Source organism: Streptomyces sp. NPDC060027, assembly GCF_042737005.1.
GTDB lineage: Bacteria > Actinomycetota > Actinomycetes > Streptomycetales > Streptomycetaceae > Streptomyces.
The window spans coordinates 38,199-55,601 of sequence record NZ_JBHWVI010000036.1 but is presented as its reverse complement, the minus strand read 5'-3'; the positions used below and the strand labels follow the sequence as shown (position 1 = coordinate 55,601).

The window sequence follows — 17,403 nt, the reverse complement described above, 5'->3', positions numbered from 1 at the left end:
GTCCAGGACAGTAATCTCGTTCATTGGGTCGTGGTCTCCCTTGCAGGTGGTACGGCCCGAAAGCGGCTCCGGTGTTCGAGCACCGGAGCCGCGCGCCGTTTCGTGGGGTGTGTGTCAGTTGCTCTTGCGGTCGCCGGTGTGGCCGTAGGTGGCCTTCAGCTCCGCCGCCACGTCCTTGCACTCGCCGGACACGATGCGGGCGTAGACCTGCTGGCCCTTCTGGACGTTCTCCGGGGTGGTCAGGTCGGACGACTGCTGCGACTTCTTGCTTGCCATGTGGGACTCCTGACAGGTCGTCGGTGTGGGCCCGGCCGGACGGTTCCGGCCCCGGCTCCCTGCCACCCCGCCCGTACGGCCGCGTGGTCCGGACGGGCAGGGGAGGCAACCGGCCGCAGCCGTTGAGCTGCGGAAAGGTCAGTCGCGCTGTACCGCACGCAAGGGCAGAACCCGCGCACGCCGCCCTCTTACTTGCAGAGGTGGAGCGGCTACCTCAGGCACGCTGTTGAGTTCTCAAGCAACGCGCGCTCACTTCGTACTCACCCCTTGCAGGGCTTTCCTCCGGGCGCTGTTCACGCAGGTCAGACAGGTCGATCAAGTGCTCTGCCCTTCCGGGCTGAGCCGCTTCTCAACTCTGCCTCAGGGTGCACTGTGAGGCAGAGTGCGTCAAGTCCGCTCACGGAACAAGAGGCGTGGGGCGCTGGTTCTCTCTCTGAGACACGGGCACTATGAGGCAGAGACCGAACAAGACTTGGGGTGCAGATGGTCGAGTGGACCGGTAAGCAGTTCGCCTATCAGCAGGTGGCCAACGACCTGCGGCGACGCATCGCGGATGACGAGTTCGCCGACACCGGTCAGCTCCCCTCGTTCGGGGACCTTCAGAAGACTTACGGCGTCACAGTGACCGTCGCCCGCACCGCCATCAATCAGCTCAAGGCTGACGGGCTCGTCGTCAGCCATCAGGGCAAGGGCGTGTTCCTGACTGCCGACGCCGGCCGCTCCGCCGCACAACTCGCCGATCCGGTCAGGACTTTGGCGGAGCTGCGCGAGGAAGTCGACAGGCTGCGAAGCGAAGTCGGAGAGCTGCGCCAACGCGTGACGACCCTGGAAGAGAACTGACTTTCCAGCAAGCCGGGGTGGAGCCTGATTGGCCGCGCCGTGGAGCATCTAAACCTCCTCTTCGATGTGCCACAAGTTCACCGCCGCGGCGCGAAAATCGGTATCACGTCCCGCTACCTGAGAACATCCAAGCCGTTTTATACATCCGCTTACACATGCGCTATCACGAATTTCCACAGTGCTAGTCGGGCCGCTACACTCGCGGCTCCGACCAGCTATCTAGGAGGGGCAGATGGCTCGGAAGCACCCGGATTGGAAGCCGGATCTCCTGCGGATGCACCGCGAGGAGATAGGCCTCACCCTGGAAGACACTGGGGAGAAGCTCCGCGAAATCGCGGAGCGGCACGGCTTCAACATTGCCGCGAACTTCCAGACGATCTGGGGCCACGAAAAGGGTTCCGTATACCCCGGTCCGCATTACCGCCGGGCATACTGCCGACTCTATCGTCGCAATGAGGCCCAACTCGGCTTCCGTAAAGCCCTGCCCGGAGAGGATGCCCCTGTGGAATCCGTACCGGCGCCCGCTTCAGCTGAGCGAAAGCTCCCCGACCAACCGGACGCAGTACGTAAAGCGCTGAGCAGCATCCACGAAGGCACCGACGACGTGGACAGCGAGGCTCTGCGCAATCGCGTGGTCAACGCATGGAGCCGCCACGCAGCAGGGGTAAGCACTGACGGTCCGATCGTGATCCTAGTCGGGGGGTACGCAGGGTCGGGGAAGTCAGAGTTCGCAAAGTTCCTCGGAGGACTCACCGGTTGGCCGATCCTTGACAAGGACTCGCTGACACGCCCACTGGTCGACCAACTCCTTGTTTCATTGGGCGGAGAGGCACACGACCGGAGTTCGGAGCTTTACCGCAAGAAGGTCCGCCCACTGGAATACCGGTGTCTCATGGAAGCCGCATGGGACAACTTGGATTGCGGAATCTCGGCAATCCTCGATGCCCCGTTCATCGCCGAGTTTGGCAAGACCGAATGGATGCAGCGCTTCCAGAACCGCTGCCGGTCAAAGCGGGTGTCAGTCGCGACTATATGGGTCGCCTGCGACCTCGAATCGATGCGCGAGTACATCGAATTCCGAGGTGCCGCGCGCGATGCCTGGAAGATGGAAGCGTGGGAGGAATACGCGTCGGGGCTCGATCTGAAGTTCCGTCCGCAGGGCCCGCACTTCGTCGTCGACAACAGCCTTGGCGCTGCCGTCGCCTTGGTCGACGAGGCGCGCGACGTGCTGAGCGGCGGCGGGCTGTGATGCCGTCCGGCGTAATCCTGTACGGGCCACCCTGCTCCGGCAAGGACACAATCACCAATGAACTGACTCGGCTCCGGTCAGAGTTCGTGCTGTTCGAGCGGCTCAAGGCAGGTCCCGGGCGTACGACGGGATACCGGCTCACGACCGTTGACCACATCGAAGAACTGTCGCGTGCGGGAGGACTCCTCTACCGCAACGCCCGCTACGACGCTGAGTACGCCATCGACCGGCATGGCGTCGCGGCCCTGGTCGAAACTGGCCGCATCCCCGTTCTACACATGGGCCAGGTCGTGGGGGCCAGTGCGGTGGCTGCCTTCCCCCTGTACTGGATTCGTGTGCTCCTGTGGTGCCCCCTGGACACCACGGAGTCGCGTTCTATCGGCCGCGGAGACAAGGACGTAGAGGCTCGGGTAAAAATCTGGTACGAGACCCAAAAGGACCTGTTGGCCCACGAAACCGAGCCATGGACCCTCACCCTCCGGACCGACAAGATGAGCCCTACCGAGTCCGCCAACGTCATCGTCGACGCCCTCGCGGCCACTGCCTCAGCGGAGAGCCGGAACATCCGGGAGCTTGTCGGATGACGACCCTCGGCATCCTGCACCCGGGCAGCATGGGAGCTGCCGTCGCCGCTCAGGCAAGGCGCTCCGGTGCTGAGGTTCTGTGGTGTCCGGCCGGACGCAGCACGAGCAGCAAGGAGCGGGCCGAGCGATACGGCCTCACCCCTATACGGGCGCTGAGTGAGATGGTCGAGCGGGCCGACATCATCCTTAGTCTGTGCCCGCCTGCCGCCGCCGAAGACGTGGCACAGAACGTCGCAGCTTGCTCGTACGCCGGAATCTACGTCGATGGGAACGCCGTGTCCCCCGCGACGATGGCCAACATCAGCGCCATCGTGCAGCGCTCCGGGGCGACCGCGGTGGACGGCTCAGTGATCGGGTCTCCGCCGTCGGACTCCAAGAGCCCTCGCCTCTACCTATCCGGGCCTGCCGACGCACTGCACCCGGTGGCCCAACTCTTCGAGGGAAGCACTGTTCAAGCACGTCTCCTGTCGGGCGAGCTCGGACAGGCGTCCGCGCTCAAGCTCTCGTACAGCAGCTACCAGAAGGCCAGCCGCGTTCTGGCCGCGGTCGCCTACGCCCTCGCCAGTGACCACGGAGTGGAGGCGGAACTACTCGACATCGCCGAAGGACGTACAACCAGCTACCTGGCAGAGACCGCGTACTTCCCAAAGGTCGCCGCTCGGTCCTGGCGCTGGGGGCCGGAGATGAAGGAGGCAGCGCACGCTCTCGAAGAGGCAGGGCTCCCCTCTGATCTGGCCGACGCCGCAGCAGCCGTGATGGAGCGATGGGCAGGCCTCAAGGACACATCGCCAGATCTCGCGCTCGTAGTACAGGAGTTGCACGTAAGCCCGAAAGGAGAGCCGACCTAGAACGCTGTCCCTTGCAGTACCTCGATGGCCTCCACGATGCCCGGCACCATGACGTCGGGCTCGTAAAGGCCATGGGCCCATTCACGGCCACTGGCAATCCAAAGTGTCTGCAATCCCGCCGCCCTCGCCCCGCCCATGTCCTTCTCGGGGTTGTCGCCGACCATCCACCCTCCAGCGCTGAGAGACGCGCCGCACTCCGCCGCCGCAGCCTCGAAGAGACGGCGCTCCGGCTTTCGCACCCCTACCTCCTCCGAGACACAGATGCCGTCGAAGAGAGGGGTCAGGCCGGCCGCCGCGAGCTTGGCACGCTGGATGTCCCCCGCACCATTCGTCGCGACGCCGATCGTCCACCCCGCGCCGCGGAGCGCTTCGAGGCCTTCCCGGGCCCCAGGGAAACAGCACACCGATCGCGCAACACCATCGACGTACTCGTGCCAGAGGTCGCCCGGGCGGTCGCTGAGGCCGAGGGCCACCCCCAGGCCTACGAAGTCCTCGCGGTGCGCCCGATCGCGGAGCCGATCACCGATGACAGCCTCCGCCTCCGGGGGCAGAGAGCGCGCGCGCACGAAGTCACGAGCCCAATGCTTAAGGCCCGCACTGCGGTCGATCAGGGTGTTGTCGAGGTCGAAGAGTGCCAGCACAAGGCGACGTTACGCACGATCGGCCTCACCTGACTGCTAGTCCTACGGTGATCGAGTACCCAAGCAGGAGGGCAGAGGCACTCGATCGCCCACATGGCCACGTTCCGTGCAATAGCGTGCACGACGCTCAGACGCGTCACATGCGGAAGTTTCAATGTGTCCCATCACGGCCGGCGCTGCTCCCGCCCAGTTGGCCAGACCAGAACCTCATTTCCATCTGGGTCAATCACCCTGAGAGATCCCTCAACGTCCCGGGGGCCAGGGGGGATAGTGGGGATTTTTAGCTTTTCCACCAACATCCTCACCCGCCTCGTATCCGGAGTGGAAACCGTGATTTGAACAGGACCACTCTTCAAATCACCAGGCATATTGGGATGCTGAAGGAATGCCAACCAAGGTGTCACATAAATTACCTGCTGTGACTCCGGAGCGTGAACTCCCAGGACATCTGCATAGAAACTGCGCGTCTTTGACAGGTCGGCAACGTGAACAGCAATCCTAGTCGGCACCGCTTGACTATGCGCAGGAGGAAATTCTAGCTGCCCACTAACCCTCGGCACGTCTTCCGACTGGTCTAGCTTTTCCCTACCGATCCTACGGTCGATGATCAGAGTTTGACCGTCCACAAGCACGAGTTTGTACCGTTCCATCTTCTGCTTTGTTGCAGATTTCAAGCCATGAACGTGCACGTCTGAAACGGCTCGGCCATCAACGAAAGCCCTCATCTCACGACCAGCAGTGAGGGACGAAACCCAATCCTTCACTGCGCCGCGTCCAACCGGCCGCGACGTCGCCGCATACCGCTTCGAAGCGGAGACGAGCATGTCGGATGTTTCCCGAATGTATTGCGCATCTTGAACATCGTCAGCAAGGCTTCCCAGCCAATCAGGACCATGCAACGCACCCAGAATTGAACTGGTCATGGATGCGAGGGTGTCGGTATCAGCACCAAGCAGGAAGGCAGAACGCAAGAGTCCCATCGATGGCCTCGCGGCGAACCTGGCGGCCAAATAGCATGCGGCCACCGCCGTAACCGTCCCCGATCCATTGACTTTCGTGTCGAAACATCCGAGGGCATTGAGCGTCTTCTCATCATCAGCGAGCGCTGCCCTCTGGAGAGAATCCTGACAGATTTGCAGCAAGGCCATCACCTCCTTGGAGGTCTCCAGCCAGGATTCACGGAAAGAACCACCCGACATTCCTTCAAATTTATTCATCCACTCCCGCGGCAAACGTGCGGCAGCGGAATCAAAATCGGTCCATGCCGGAGAATCAATTAGCTCTGCAATGAGATCGCCGTACTCCATGGTTCCCTGCCGCCTCATGGCGTGCCGCAAGGTTAGGGCGTGAACAACCGCACCCAAAAGCGCCCTGACATGTCCGTGGGTTCCAATCCCATCAAGAACGACCCGAGAGATCAAAGGCTTTACGGAGTCGTCATCAAGCGTTGCGAGCACATGTGGAGCAATTCTCATTGCAACCCCGTTCGCACCCGCTTCGAAATAGGATTTCACAGACTGTGCAGCGCCATCCCAAGGCGCTTGCTCCGACTCCCAGGAACGAGCCGCCTTTAGTACTGCCCGCCCGCCACCTCGCTGATAAACCGGCCAAGCCGGCAGCTCCACGGAGGTGAACCAGGCATACCAGTCTTCACCCTTAAGGCATGAACGGGCAGTAGCAAGCAACAGCTGCGTGTCGTCGCTATACTGGCCACCGATAACCGGATCTTCATATTTAGAGAATTGCGTTCCACCCCACCGTTGCCAGCCGCGGAATTCTAGCTTCGGTTCAACATGTCGTGCTCGCTGGCCTCCTACAATTCCGCTTCGCTGTTCCTGTGGCCAACCAAGGGCATCCCCTACGGCGGCACCAATGAGAAGTCCCCGTGCGCGGTGAGGAAGATCCGCAATAGAGCTAGGGTCATTCACGGCTTATCTCCATTGTGCGAGGGCGCCCAGGGCTGCACATCGATCTGACGCCCAAATCGTACACGCCTACTCAGTTCATCCTTCTCAAAGAGCACTGACGAAACGGCCCATGAGATGCGTGTCGGGTCCAACCCCATGATCTTAAGGCGCGCGAATTCAGTAGATGCCGCGGAAGCCGTCGGTACTACGATGCTCACAATTGAACTAATGTCGATCGGCCCAGGTACTAGAACTTCAGCTTGCAGGTTAGTCGCTGCACCCGGGTGGTGGTTTTGACCGCGAGGCCACCCATCGCTGACTGGCGCGAAGCAATCCATAAGCGCTTGTGCGCCTGCTTTTAGAAGCGCGCCGCTCTGCTTTGCCGCGTTACAGGGGGCGAACAGGGTACCGGGCCGGGCTGCTAGTTCACTCTCAAGAAGGAAACACACCCAGTCCGGATAGTTCACATAGTCGGGCTTGAAGCGAGCTTGGGCAAGGTAGTATCCATTCGGATATTGGAAGCTGCAACAAACCTTGTCAGGATTTTTGTCGAACCTTTCTTTATCCGTAGGCGAAAAGTATTCAGGTGCGGCAGCAGCCAAATCCTTGCTGCTTCGGATCGCGCCGTCTTTGAAAATATGAAACAGATTGTGCGATGGGGTAAAGTGAGTCAACCGAGTGACTCCGCACTTCTCCAACGCCTCAGCGACTACACCATCAATGATAGTCACGGCTTGACCTCGGCAAATAGATCGGTTTCGGTGGGGAGAAGCGGAGTCAAGCCGCCGCTATGAGTGATGAGCAGTTCTGATTTTGCTCGCGTAATGGCGACATAGAGAAGCTTCGCTTCCCGCTCGGCAGCATCATCCTTTCCTAGCGAGTCAACCACCTCTGAATGAGGAACCGTGTCACCGCCACAGAATGGCATCAGCACTGCATCGAATTCAAGTCCTTTAGCGGAGTGATAGGTCGTGCGATAGACACCCGGCCTTGAATCCCAGAAGTATTGATCGCTTTTCAGGCGGCGTGACTGGATTCCTTGGCAGGCTCGATCGACATCTGCCCAAGTGCGCCCCACAACGGCAACTGTCCCAACAGTACCTAGTCGCTTGGCTGCATTTTGCACTACGGTGATTTCCTCCTCCTGACTAGCGCAGCTAACTAGCGTGGGCTTGGGGCCACTAGCCGTAGGAGCGACGGGAGGAACTAGGTCGTTCGTTTTTCCGAAGAATGGCTGAGAGCTCAGCGCGATAGCAACTTTGGCAATCGCCGCCGAATTTCGATAGTTATCTCGGAAAGTTTCAACCTGCCTAACTTGCAGACCGCAAGCACGCCAAGACATTGCTTGGCCGTAAATCTGTTGCGCGTAATCACCAAAGAAAGTTACAGATCCGTCTTTTGGTACAGCAGCAACTAGAGAGCGGATCTCTTCGGGGGACAGGTCCTGCCCCTCATCGATAATGACGTGCCGATAGAGACGCGAGCGATCATCAATGGCAAGCTGATCATGCACCGTCAGCGCGATATCACTCCAATCGAACCGTTGACCTTTCTCGGTTCGGATCTCGCGATAAGTATCGCGAATCCTCCAGACCACTTTTCTGAGATCCGCACTTAGAGGAGTCCTACGCCCTAAGCGTTCGGCGCCCAAGTAGTCGGATTCCGTCCGGATTCCCATCCCTGCTATCCAGGCAAGCTCATCCTGAAACCAGCCGGTCTCGCGCTCAAAGAAAGAGTGCGGTTTATATTTCTTCTTAACATCACGAATTGCTGAATCAATCATCCGACGGCGTGGCTCGGCGTCGGCAATCACATTCCAGCCATTCATCAAACCGCGACTGTTCAGGTAACCACGGGCAAACTTGGCATAAGTTCGGATATCGAGACTAGGCGCAGGTTTCCCTTGCGACAAGTGGCTTAGGTATTTGACCAGCGCGTTGTTGTAGGTAACGAGAAGAGTCCTGCCAGATCCTTCCACACCAGGGTCTGATAGGTACAAGGCCCTTAGCATTGCCATAACCGTCTTGCCCGTGCCCGCTGTCCCGAGAACGACTTGATGTCCTTTAGGAGGCAGGTAGGCAACGTACGGCTGACGACCCACTGGTGTTGGCAGAGTCAACTGTTCCCCCTGTCATCTGGCTGCCACATGGTCAGCACGACCACGAGGTCACCTTGATGTCAACAGATGTTGCGCCACCGCACTGGCGGTAGCGCAGGCTGGCGTGACGGCCCTCACGGAAAGCATGCCTGCTTTCGGCGGTCTTGGCAGCCGGTTCCCGATGAGAGGGCACCTGCACGGGAGTCTCTTCGCTTCGCGTCTCTGCGTACTGAACGTGCTTCGGGTTTCGGCGTACCACCCACGCGAGCGAAGTCGAGCCTGGGGAACGTGCCGGGCATGGCAACGAGGCGCATCGCGCCGGCTGTCGCAACAGCAAAACGAACGGCCCGTCCTGAAGGATGCCGGATCGAGGCGGGGCTTCTGTGCTGACGGCACGTGACGTGCCCTAGCCATACCTGGAGGGCACAACGAGGGCACATCGGCCTCACGCGGGTTCAACACCAACCAACGCAAGCAACCGCCGAATTGCCTGGTCAGCAACATACCTTGACAGTCTCCGCAGAACATGCCCGAAGGGGCGGCACCCCCATACAGGGTGCCGCCCCTCTCACATACACGGCTCACGACACCGATCGGGCACGGTGATCACGGGACTGCCCGGGGACCGTTCGTGACCGTCGGAGCCGGGCTGTGCGCCGGCGCCTTGGCCTCGTTCTTCGTCGACTCGATGAAGACGAGCGCGACTACGAAGATGCACATGACGAACGCGAAGAACACGAGTCGCTGCTTCTGCATCGCCGCCACACGCCCCTTCGAGTCACTTGCGATGATCTGATACTTCGACGTTCGGTGCTCGAAGAACCTGTTGATCGCACTGCTGGGGAGGTTCTTGAACACCTGAGCCACGGCGAGCACCAGGCCGACGACGGCCACGGGGATGATGGCCCATGCTGGCGCACCATCAGGAAGTTGTAGAAACACAGTTTGCTGACCTCTTCGCTGCGGTCGGCAAGACGAGAGCGACGTCGGCATCACGCCCCGCGCAGGGCAAGGGGGAGCTCGATACCTATGAGAGACGGGAAGCTGGCCGCCATAAGCCGGATCGCCAACGCCCATGACGCGCAAGGCGATACCCGTCGCAACCGCGTGACAGGGCCACGCGGTTGCAAGCACGAGCAACGCACGCTCAGGTCAAGCCTGTGGACTCTCGCCTTCTCGCCCAAGCGGAAGGCGTCGGCTCATCGTCGAGTTACGCTTCGATACGGTTCTCGGCCTTACGGCCCCGGTTCCAAGCGTTCACGACGGCGCCGCACGCAGTCATCACACGCGACCCCCCGCTGTTGTTGAATCCACCGCGGGACGACTGGCTGAGAATCTCGGAACGCCACTTGGCAGCCGTGCCCAGGTTCGCCATCTTCCTGGCAAGCTCTACGTCGTCGATGAGGTCACCCCACCGGCCGAGAAAAACCCCGACACCGCCGAGCAGCATGCCGTCCCAGGTGTCGGCCGACCTCCCCCAAGCCGCCTCTGCCACCGTCAGAGTGCGGTCGAACACGTCAGCGCCATAGCGCTCGGTGATCTGAAGAACACCGGATACTGCGCCGACACCGTTTGTCGACGTAGAGCCGAGCGTCAGGGCATGCTTCTCCAGGACGCGGGCGGTGTCGACGTAGAGGAGAACACCCCCCGTGAGTCCCACGTGGAACTCATCGATCGGGCGCGGTTTGTGAGATTCCTGATTCTTGATCAGGAACAGCATCGCTTCCTGCGCCTGCGTGAGGCCGTGGTGAACCTCAGCAATGAGAGTGTTGACGCCAGCCAGGGCGCAGGCGCGCCACCTGTGCTGCCCGTCGACGATGTAGCAGCTGCCGTCCTCTCGCTGCGACACGATGATCGAGCCGAGCGCTTCGGAAACCAGCCTGCTGGCGATCTTCTGAGCGCGTCGCTCGTTCAGCATGCGCTGCGCCTGCCGGTCAATCTTCAGATCCGCAATCTGGACCTTAACCCCGTAGTGCACTTTGTGCGCGGGGATGCGGTAAGCGTATCCACCCATGTCCATACTTCTGCCCTTCAGCAATATGGTTCGCTGTGAGGCGCTGCGTTGGGTGGATGTGCGGCTATGTTGGGCCTGAGGATACAGCGCGTGAGCAATCAATCACATACGGCCATCTGGCTCAACCGGCTCGCGTGCCTCGGAGGCCCGGAGCCCGTCTCAGTTTCCGTCTCATTCATACTCGTGCGCGGCCGTCCGGAGCCGTCCATCCGCCCACCGCCAACACGGCGTTCGCACGGGAATGAACACCGGTGGACGCACCCGAACCGCACCTTGATCAGCAGAGACAAACCTGCAAAGCGAGTTACGCGGGTTCAATTCCCGCCACGGCCTCAAGTGGCCTGACCAGGAAAAACAAAAGGGTGGCACCCCGGAAGGGATGCCACCCTTGCGGTCATCCGCCTCAGTTCCCGTCTCCGTTCCCCTGCGATGCGGCCCCTTCCCTCGTCCGCCCGAGTCGGGCCGTTGGCGCTACGCGTACAGGGTGCCGCCCGCCTGGTTCTCGAATATCTCCGGCCAGTGGCGTCGGCCGTCGTCGCCCGGGAGGGACGGGGTCGGGTCGCAGGCGGCGGGGTCGACGGTGGCGAGGGTCTCGGTCAGAGTGGCGGCGAGCTGTTCGTAGGAGTCGCTGAGGCCGTGGGCCGCGTCCACCGCCTTCTCGCGGTGGAGGAGCCAGAGGGTGAACGCGAGCGTGGAGATGTCCGCGTTGAGCGGGCGCAGGGTGAGGTCCGGCTCGCTCCAGGCCAGCACCGCGCCCGTGATGCCGTCCACGACCAGGCTGGTGTCCTCCAGGAGGTAGCCGAGGCGGATCAGGCGGTCGGCGGCGGCCGGGAGCAGGCCTGCGGAGAACTCGTCGGGGCGCTCGTCCGCGTAGTACTCGGTGAGGGCCGGCAGCGGCACCTCCGTGTCCAGCTGGAAGAGAAAGCCGTCCTCGGGCAGGCCGGTCTCCCGCAGGAAGCGGCGGGTCGGTTCGTGCGTCAGCGCGGGCGGGAAGTCGACGTCCTCGAAGCGCATGATCTCGCCCGCGCCGAACTCCTCGTCCAGCAGCCGCTTGGGCAGGCCGAGGACGAGCCCTTCACCGGGTCCGGCGATCCGGGCGAGCGGGCGGATCAGCGCCGCCATCCGCCAGTACGGCGGCACGTGCCCGCCCACGCCGTCCTCGAAGACCGCGCTCAGCCGGTCCGACACCTCCGCGACCGCCTTCGGGCCGAACGGGCCCGGCCCGCCCCGGGACAGGGTCAGTTCCTCGGTGGCCGCCGCGAAGCGCAGCAGGGCCTCCAGGGAGGGCGCCAGGGGCGAGAGGTCCAGGTGGGCGGGGTTCCGCCGGACGTGTGTCGAGGAGACCTCGCCCGTCGTCCCGTCCAGCACGATCGACTCCAGGTCCCGGTCCAGGCTGCGCAGCGCCCCGATGACGAGCCGGTCGCGCAGCTCCTCGGCGAGCTTGTCGGCGTCGCCCACCAGGTCGGCGACGGTGCGCAGGCCGTGCTCCCGCAGTGCGCCGAACCCGAGGAGCGTGCCGTCGCCGGGCAGTCCGGGGCCGGTGAGGCGGTTCCGGGTGCCCGCGTGCGTGATGAACGGATCCAGTTCGTCGTCGGCCAGCGTGATCGCGCCGCCGACATCGGTGTCAGTCGTACTCATGGCTCCCCCGCGCATGTGAACGCATCGTGCTTCCCCCACGGAGGAACAGCCGGTCGTCCCACGGCAGTTCCCCATTGAGCCAGAACCATACGCCGCCCCACTGACAACGCCAGAAACACGCGGGAACGCCTTCCCACGGAACAGGGCGGGCCGGATGGCCAAGGCTTCCAGGGCTTCCAGGGCTTCCAGGGTCTAAGGCATCCAAGCCCTCCCCGGCGCGCATCAGCCCGTATCGGCCGAGAACGACCGAACTCGCGGAGATCGGCGGAAACCTGTGGAGATCAGCCGAAGTAGACGCCGCCCACGACGACCACCACGGCCGCCAGGACGAAGAGCAGCACCCAGAGCACCAGCTTCCCGACGCCGGGCGCGGGTTCGTAGCGCGGCTGTTCGGGCTCGTCGCCGCTCACCGCGGGGGCGTCGGCGTTCGACGGGAGTCCGCGGCCCGGCACGGCCTCACCGGCCGCCGGCTCCCGCGCGGTCACGACGCCGTCACCACCGCCGCCTGCGGGCGGATCGGCAGCCGGTTGACCGGCCGGCCGGTGGCCGCCCGTACGGCGGACGCGATGGCCGCCGGCGACGTCACGACCGGCACCGCGCTGGCCGCCTTGGCGCCGAAGGGGGCGACGACGTCGCGCTCCTCGACGAGTTTGACGATGCGGATGTCGGGCGCGTCCAGGGCCGTCGGGAGGGCGTAGCCCGTGAGGTCGGGGTGCCGGACCAGGCCGCGGGCCGTACGGAGGTTCTCGGTCAGCGCGGCGCCGACGCCCTGGGTGACGCCCGCCTCGATGCGGGCCGTCAGCTGCGCAGGGTTGAGGATCCGGCCGACGTCCTGGGCGAGCGCGAGCTCCACGACCCGTACCGAGCCGAGTTCGATGTCGACGTCCACCACCGCGCGGATGGCGCAGAAGGCGAGGCCCACGAAGGCGTCGCCCTGGCCGGCCTCGTCCAGCGGTTCGGTCGGATGCGGGCGGCACTGCGCGGTCGCCCACAGTTCCTTGCCGTCCATCGCCTCGGTGACCGTGGTCGACAGCACTCCGTCGTACGACGTGATCTTGCCGTCGGTGATCTGGAGCAGCTCGGTGGACATGCCGAACTTGTGGGCCAGCGGCTGGAGGAGCTGCGTACGGACCATCTTGGCGGCGCGCTCGACCGCTCCGCCGGACACCCAGGTGTGCCGGCCCCGGCAGCTCGGGCCCGCCGGGGGCTGGTCGGTGTCGACGGGAGCCACGTGGACCTCGTCGATGCCGAGCGTCTCCTGGACGATCTGCCGGGCCAGTGTGGTGAAGCCCTGGCCGGTCTCCACCGCCGCGCAGAGCACGGTGGCGACGCCGTCGTGGACCTTCACGGTGGCCGTCGAGACCTCGTCGGCACCCTCGGAGCCGAGCATGTGCACCATGCCGAGCGCGTAGCCGACACCGCGGCGTACGGCACCGGGTTCGCCCGCGCCCTCGGGGCCGCCGGGCAGCAGCCACTCGTCCTCGGGCGTGTCCTTGGGCAGGGCGGGCAGCGGGAAGTCGCGTACGGCCTGGAGCAGCTCGGCGACCGGGGCCGGGCAGGTCACCGTCTGGCCGGTCGGCAGGACGTCTCCCGTGGCCATCGCGTTGCGCAGGCGCAGTTCCGCGGGGTCGACGCCCAGCTTCTTGGCCAGCTTGTCCATCTGGGCCTCGTAGGCGGCGCAGACCTGGAGGGCGCCCTCGCCCCGCACGTGCCCCGAGGGCGGGTTGTTGGTGCGGACGGCCCAGCCCTCGATGAAGGCGTTCGGGACGACGTACGGGCCGCAGGCGAAGGAGACCGCGGCGGCCAGGGACTCGCCGGAGGTGTCGGCGTAGGCGCCGGCGTCGAGCAGGATCTGGGCCTCGACCTTGACGAGCGTGCCGTCGGCGTCGGCGTGGTGCCGGTAGCGCAGCAGAGTCGGGTGCCGGTGGGCGTGGCCGAGGAAGGACTCCTCGCGCGTAGCGGTGAGTTTCACCGGGCAGCCGGTGGTCAGGGCGAGCAGGCCGAGGGCGAGCTGGAAGCCCTGGTCCTCGCGGTCGGCGGTGGCTCCGGGGACGCCGGTGACGACGACCTTCACGCGCGCGGGTTCCAGGCCGTAGCAGGCGGCGGCGGCGTCGCGGTCGGCGTGCGGGTCGGTGGAGGCGATGTAGAGCTCGACGCCGCCGTCGGGGCGGGGCACGGCGAGTCCGGCCTCGGCGCCGATGGGCGCGGGGTCCTGGCGGCCGATGCGGTAGAGGCCCTCGACGACGATGTCGCCGACGGCGTCCGGGTCGCCGTGGCGCAGCGGGATGTGGCGGATCAGGTTGCCGTCGGGGTGCAGGGGCTCGGCCTCGAAGGCCTGCTCGGGGTCGGTGACCGGTTCGAGCACCTCGTACTCGACGATGACGGCCGCGGCGGCCATCCGCGCGGTGTCCGGGTGGTCGGCGGCGACGGCCGCGATGGGCTCCCCGTGGTGGCGTACGAGCTCGGAGGCGAACACCGGGCGGTCGGCCCGGCCGCGGCCGTGCAGCGGGGTGCCGGGCACGTCCTCGTGGGTGATGACGGCACGTACACCGGGCATCTCGCGCGCGTGGCTGGTGTCGATGGACACGATGCGGGCGTGCGGGTGGGGCGAGCGGAGCACGGCGGCCCACAGCAGGCCCTCGGCCCACAGGTCGGCGGCGTAGGGGAAGGTGCCCTCCGCCTTGGCGCGGGCCTCGGCCGTGGGCAGCGAGACGCCGAGCCCGTGCGGCAGGGGCTCGATGCCCGTCTCGGGCACCGCCGGTGTCGCGGTCGCGGCTTGGTTGGTCACGCCTGGCCTCCGTCCTGGCCGTACGGCTGTTCGTGCTGCGCCCGGGAGCCGTACGCGGCATTGTCCTCGTACGCGGACGGGTGGACACCCCCCGCGCCGGGGCCCGCCTGGTGCGGGATGCGGGCCTCGTCCGCCTCGGGGGCTTCGGCCGCGGCGGCGGAGTGCGCCTCGCGTTCGGCGACGACCTCGCGCACGGCGTCCAGGACGCCGCGGTAGCCGGAGCAGCGGCACAGGTTGCCGCACAGTGCCTGGCGGGTCTCCAGCTCGGTCGGCGCGGGGTTGCCCTCGAGCAGGTCGTGCAGGGTCATCGCCATGCCGGGGACGCAGAAACCGCACTGCACGGCGCCGCACTTGGCCAGTGCGCGCTGGACGTCGGAGGGCTGTCCTTCGGTGGCCAGGCCCTCGACGGTCCGTACCTCGCTGCCCGCGGCGGTGACGCCGGGCACCAGGCAGGACGCCACGAGCCGGCCGTCCACCTGGACGTTGCAGGCGCCGCACTCGCCCTGCGAGCAGCCGTCCTTGGCGCCCGCGAGGCCGAGCCGTTCGCGCAGCACGTAGAGCAGCGACTCGCCGATCCAGGCGTCGGTGACCGGCCGGTCGGCGCCGTTGACGCGCAGGACGTAGGAGGCGAGGGGGTGTTCGTTGTGCGGGGCCTGGACGATGTGGTCCGCGTCGCGCGTCCCGTCGTCCGTGCCCGCCACCTCGTGCGCCGGATCCGCCTCGGGCGCCTCGTGGGTCCCCGCGGTCACCGGCTCGGGGCCGGCGACGGGCTCAGGGGCCTCGTGGGTGGGTTGTGCGGGCCGCTGGGCGGCCTGTGCGGGCGATTCGGCCTGCGGCTGCGGTACGGGTCCCGTGGGGGCCTCAGGGGCGGCTTCGGGCGCGTCGGCGGTCCACGCGTGGCCGATCTCGCCGGCCCAGGGCGCGGACGCGCCGCCCGGGAGCGTGGCGGGCGGTGTGCCGCCCCACTGCTCGACGAGTGCCGACGTGGTGAACTCGCCCGATTCGTCCGGAAGATCCCCTCCGGCCACCGGGATCGACCACTGCCCGGTCACGTCGTGTCCGGCGCCGCCGTCCCGGGCGGCGTCGTTGAACTCCCACTGCCCGGTGGACCCCGGGTGGTACGAGAACCGGTCGTCGTGGCCGTCGGCGGCGGGCTGCCCGGCGTTCGGATCCGGCCAGGGGGCGGCGCCGCCCTGGGCGGCCCACGTTCCGGTGGCCGCCGGGTCCGCCGCCTCGGGCGGGGCGGGTGTCACGGCGATCTGCGGGGGCACATAGCCGTGTCCGGGCGCCGCGAGCGGCTCCCGGGCGGCGAGGAGGGCCTCGATGCCCCCTTCGGGGAGTTTGACGAAGGCGGTCGCGCCGTCGTCGTAGTCGCCCTGGGGCAACGGATCCCAGCGGCCGCCGCTGCGCGGAGCGCTCTCTTCGTGCTGGTCGTCGGTCACGAAAGTGCCCTCCCCAGTGCTCGTCGGGCCAGCGCGGCGACGGTGCGCCGCAGGTGCAGTACGGCGGGCGGGAGCGGCACCACGGATCCGTCCTCGGCCGGGACGGGGTCGGGGATGCAGGCCGCGGCCACGTACTCCCCGAACGCGGTCAGCGCCTCCGGGACGATCGTGCGGCTGTTGTCCCAGTCGATCAGCTGGGCCACCCACGCCTCGGCGTCCAGGGGGCGCAGCGGCATCGGCGCTATGGCGCCGACCGCGCACCGCACACCGCGCCGGGCCGGGTCGAGGACGAGCGCCACGGAGGCGATCGCGCGCCCGGGTCCGGTGCGCCCGGTGGCCTTCAGGAAGACCTGCGGGGCGTGCAGCAGCGGCACGCGAACGTAGCCGATGAGTTCTCCGCCGCGGAGCATGTCCACGCCCGCGAGCAGGTGCGACACCGGGATCTCGCGGCGCGTTCCACCCGGGCCCGCGATGATCAGCGTGGCTTCCAGGGCGGCCAGTACGGGCAGCGCGTCACCCGTGGGCGCGGCCGTGGCGATGTTGCCGCCGAGGGTTCCGGCGTTGCGGATCTGCGGCGGTCCGGCCGCCCGCGCGGCGGCGGCGAGCGCCGGGATGAGGGCGGCGAAGTCGGGGCGGCCCATGCGGGCGTGCGTGAGGCCGGCGCCGAGCAGCGCGTGGCCGTCCTGGTACTGCCAGCCGCGGATCTCGCTGATCCGGCCGAGGCCGACGAGCGCGGCCGGCCTCAGCTGGCCGGAGTTGACCGCGGCCATCAGATCGGTGCCACCTGCCACCGGAACGGCCGCGGGCATGGCGGACAGTGCCGCCACCGCCTCGTCCAGCGAGACGGGCAGCGTCACGGCCTGCGCCGCCTGCGGTGCGTGCGTGGTCAAACCGGTTGCCCCTTCCCGCTGCCCCACCTGGTCCCACCTGTGCTGCCGTACGGTACGTGCTGACAGGGCGGACGTGGCAACTCTGGCACATCTTCCCCGGCCCCCGACGCGGGGGTCCGCTAGGAGGCATTCGCCCCTCTCACCAGGGAGATGGCCGGTTTTCGCACGGCATCACCGGTGAGCTCGAA

General features: G+C 65.9%; 16 protein-coding genes. 4 read left to right on the top strand and 12 right to left on the bottom strand.

Features of this window, described 5'->3' with window-relative positions; translation table 11 throughout:
* Positions 1-114 precede the first annotated feature (114 nt).
* Positions 115-276: a hypothetical protein gene (locus ACFWBT_RS12435; protein ID WP_385698700.1), complete on the bottom strand. Its 162-nt coding sequence runs from the start codon at positions 274-276 to the stop codon at positions 115-117.
* 483 nt (positions 277-759) lie between these two features.
* Here ACFWBT_RS12435 and ACFWBT_RS12430 point away from each other — a divergent pair, with 483 nt between their 5' ends.
* From ACFWBT_RS12430 to ACFWBT_RS12415, 4 genes are all read left to right on the top strand, one after another.
* Complete coding sequence (locus ACFWBT_RS12430; protein WP_385698707.1) at positions 760-1,116, top strand: winged helix-turn-helix domain-containing protein; 357 nt, start codon at positions 760-762, stop codon at positions 1,114-1,116.
* A gap of 232 nt (positions 1,117-1,348) precedes the next feature.
* Positions 1,349-2,365, top strand: coding sequence for an AAA family ATPase (locus tag ACFWBT_RS12425; protein ID WP_385698697.1), 1,017 nt, complete (start codon positions 1,349-1,351; stop codon positions 2,363-2,365).
* 86 nt (positions 2,366-2,451) lie between these two features.
* Positions 2,452-2,949 carry a guanylate kinase gene (locus ACFWBT_RS12420; RefSeq protein ID WP_385698694.1) on the top strand — a complete coding sequence of 166 codons (498 nt, stop codon included), beginning with the start codon at positions 2,452-2,454 and terminating at the stop codon, positions 2,947-2,949.
* Complete coding sequence (locus ACFWBT_RS12415; protein WP_385698691.1) at positions 2,946-3,797, top strand: DUF1932 domain-containing protein; 852 nt, start codon at positions 2,946-2,948, stop codon at positions 3,795-3,797. Before ACFWBT_RS12420 ends, ACFWBT_RS12415 begins: the two co-directional genes overlap by 4 nt.
* Here ACFWBT_RS12415 and ACFWBT_RS12410 read toward each other — a convergent pair.
* From ACFWBT_RS12410 to ACFWBT_RS12360, 11 genes are all read right to left on the bottom strand, one after another.
* Positions 3,794-4,438, bottom strand: a complete 645-nt coding sequence (locus ACFWBT_RS12410; protein WP_385698688.1) for an HAD family hydrolase — start codon at positions 4,436-4,438, stop codon at positions 3,794-3,796. The genes ACFWBT_RS12415 and ACFWBT_RS12410 overlap by 4 nt on opposite strands.
* A gap of 164 nt (positions 4,439-4,602) precedes the next feature.
* Positions 4,603-6,366, bottom strand: coding sequence for an ADP-ribosylglycohydrolase family protein (locus ACFWBT_RS12405; protein ID WP_385698685.1), 1,764 nt, complete (start codon positions 6,364-6,366; stop codon positions 4,603-4,605).
* Positions 6,363-7,076, bottom strand: coding sequence for a DarT ssDNA thymidine ADP-ribosyltransferase family protein (locus tag ACFWBT_RS12400; protein ID WP_385698683.1), 714 nt, complete (start codon positions 7,074-7,076; stop codon positions 6,363-6,365). The genes ACFWBT_RS12405 and ACFWBT_RS12400 overlap by 4 nt, the downstream gene beginning before the upstream one ends.
* On the bottom strand, positions 7,073-8,446 hold the full coding sequence (locus ACFWBT_RS12395; RefSeq protein ID WP_385698705.1) for a 3'-5' exonuclease: 1,374 nt from the start codon (positions 8,444-8,446) through the stop codon (positions 7,073-7,075). Before ACFWBT_RS12395 ends, ACFWBT_RS12400 begins: the two co-directional genes overlap by 4 nt.
* Positions 8,447-9,049: 603 nt before the next feature.
* On the bottom strand, positions 9,050-9,337 hold the full coding sequence (locus ACFWBT_RS12390) for a hypothetical protein (RefSeq protein ID WP_385698680.1): 288 nt from the start codon (positions 9,335-9,337) through the stop codon (positions 9,050-9,052).
* A 316-nt stretch (positions 9,338-9,653) separates the two neighbouring features.
* Positions 9,654-10,457, bottom strand: coding sequence for a DUF6551 family protein (locus ACFWBT_RS12385; protein ID WP_385698677.1), 804 nt, complete (start codon positions 10,455-10,457; stop codon positions 9,654-9,656).
* A 471-nt stretch (positions 10,458-10,928) separates the two neighbouring features.
* Entirely contained in the window at positions 10,929-12,095 is a 1,167-nt protein-coding gene (locus ACFWBT_RS12380; RefSeq protein ID WP_385698674.1) for an SUKH-4 family immunity protein, read from the bottom strand.
* Positions 12,096-12,376: 281 nt separating this feature from the next.
* A complete protein-coding gene (locus ACFWBT_RS12375; RefSeq protein ID WP_385698671.1) occupies positions 12,377-12,580 on the bottom strand; it encodes a hypothetical protein in 204 nt (67 codons plus the stop codon).
* The gene (locus ACFWBT_RS12370) at positions 12,577-14,883 is read right to left on the bottom strand and encodes a xanthine dehydrogenase family protein molybdopterin-binding subunit (RefSeq protein ID WP_385698667.1); all 2,307 of its coding nucleotides are present in this window, start codon (positions 14,881-14,883) and stop codon (positions 12,577-12,579) included. Before ACFWBT_RS12370 ends, ACFWBT_RS12375 begins: the two co-directional genes overlap by 4 nt.
* Positions 14,880-16,325, bottom strand: a complete 1,446-nt coding sequence (locus tag ACFWBT_RS12365) for a 2Fe-2S iron-sulfur cluster-binding protein (RefSeq protein ID WP_385698664.1) — start codon at positions 16,323-16,325, stop codon at positions 14,880-14,882. Before ACFWBT_RS12365 ends, ACFWBT_RS12370 begins: the two co-directional genes overlap by 4 nt.
* Positions 16,322-17,215: an FAD binding domain-containing protein gene (locus ACFWBT_RS12360; RefSeq protein ID WP_385698661.1), complete on the bottom strand. Its 894-nt coding sequence runs from the start codon at positions 17,213-17,215 to the stop codon at positions 16,322-16,324. Before ACFWBT_RS12360 ends, ACFWBT_RS12365 begins: the two co-directional genes overlap by 4 nt.
* Positions 17,216-17,403: the final 188 nt, after the last annotated feature.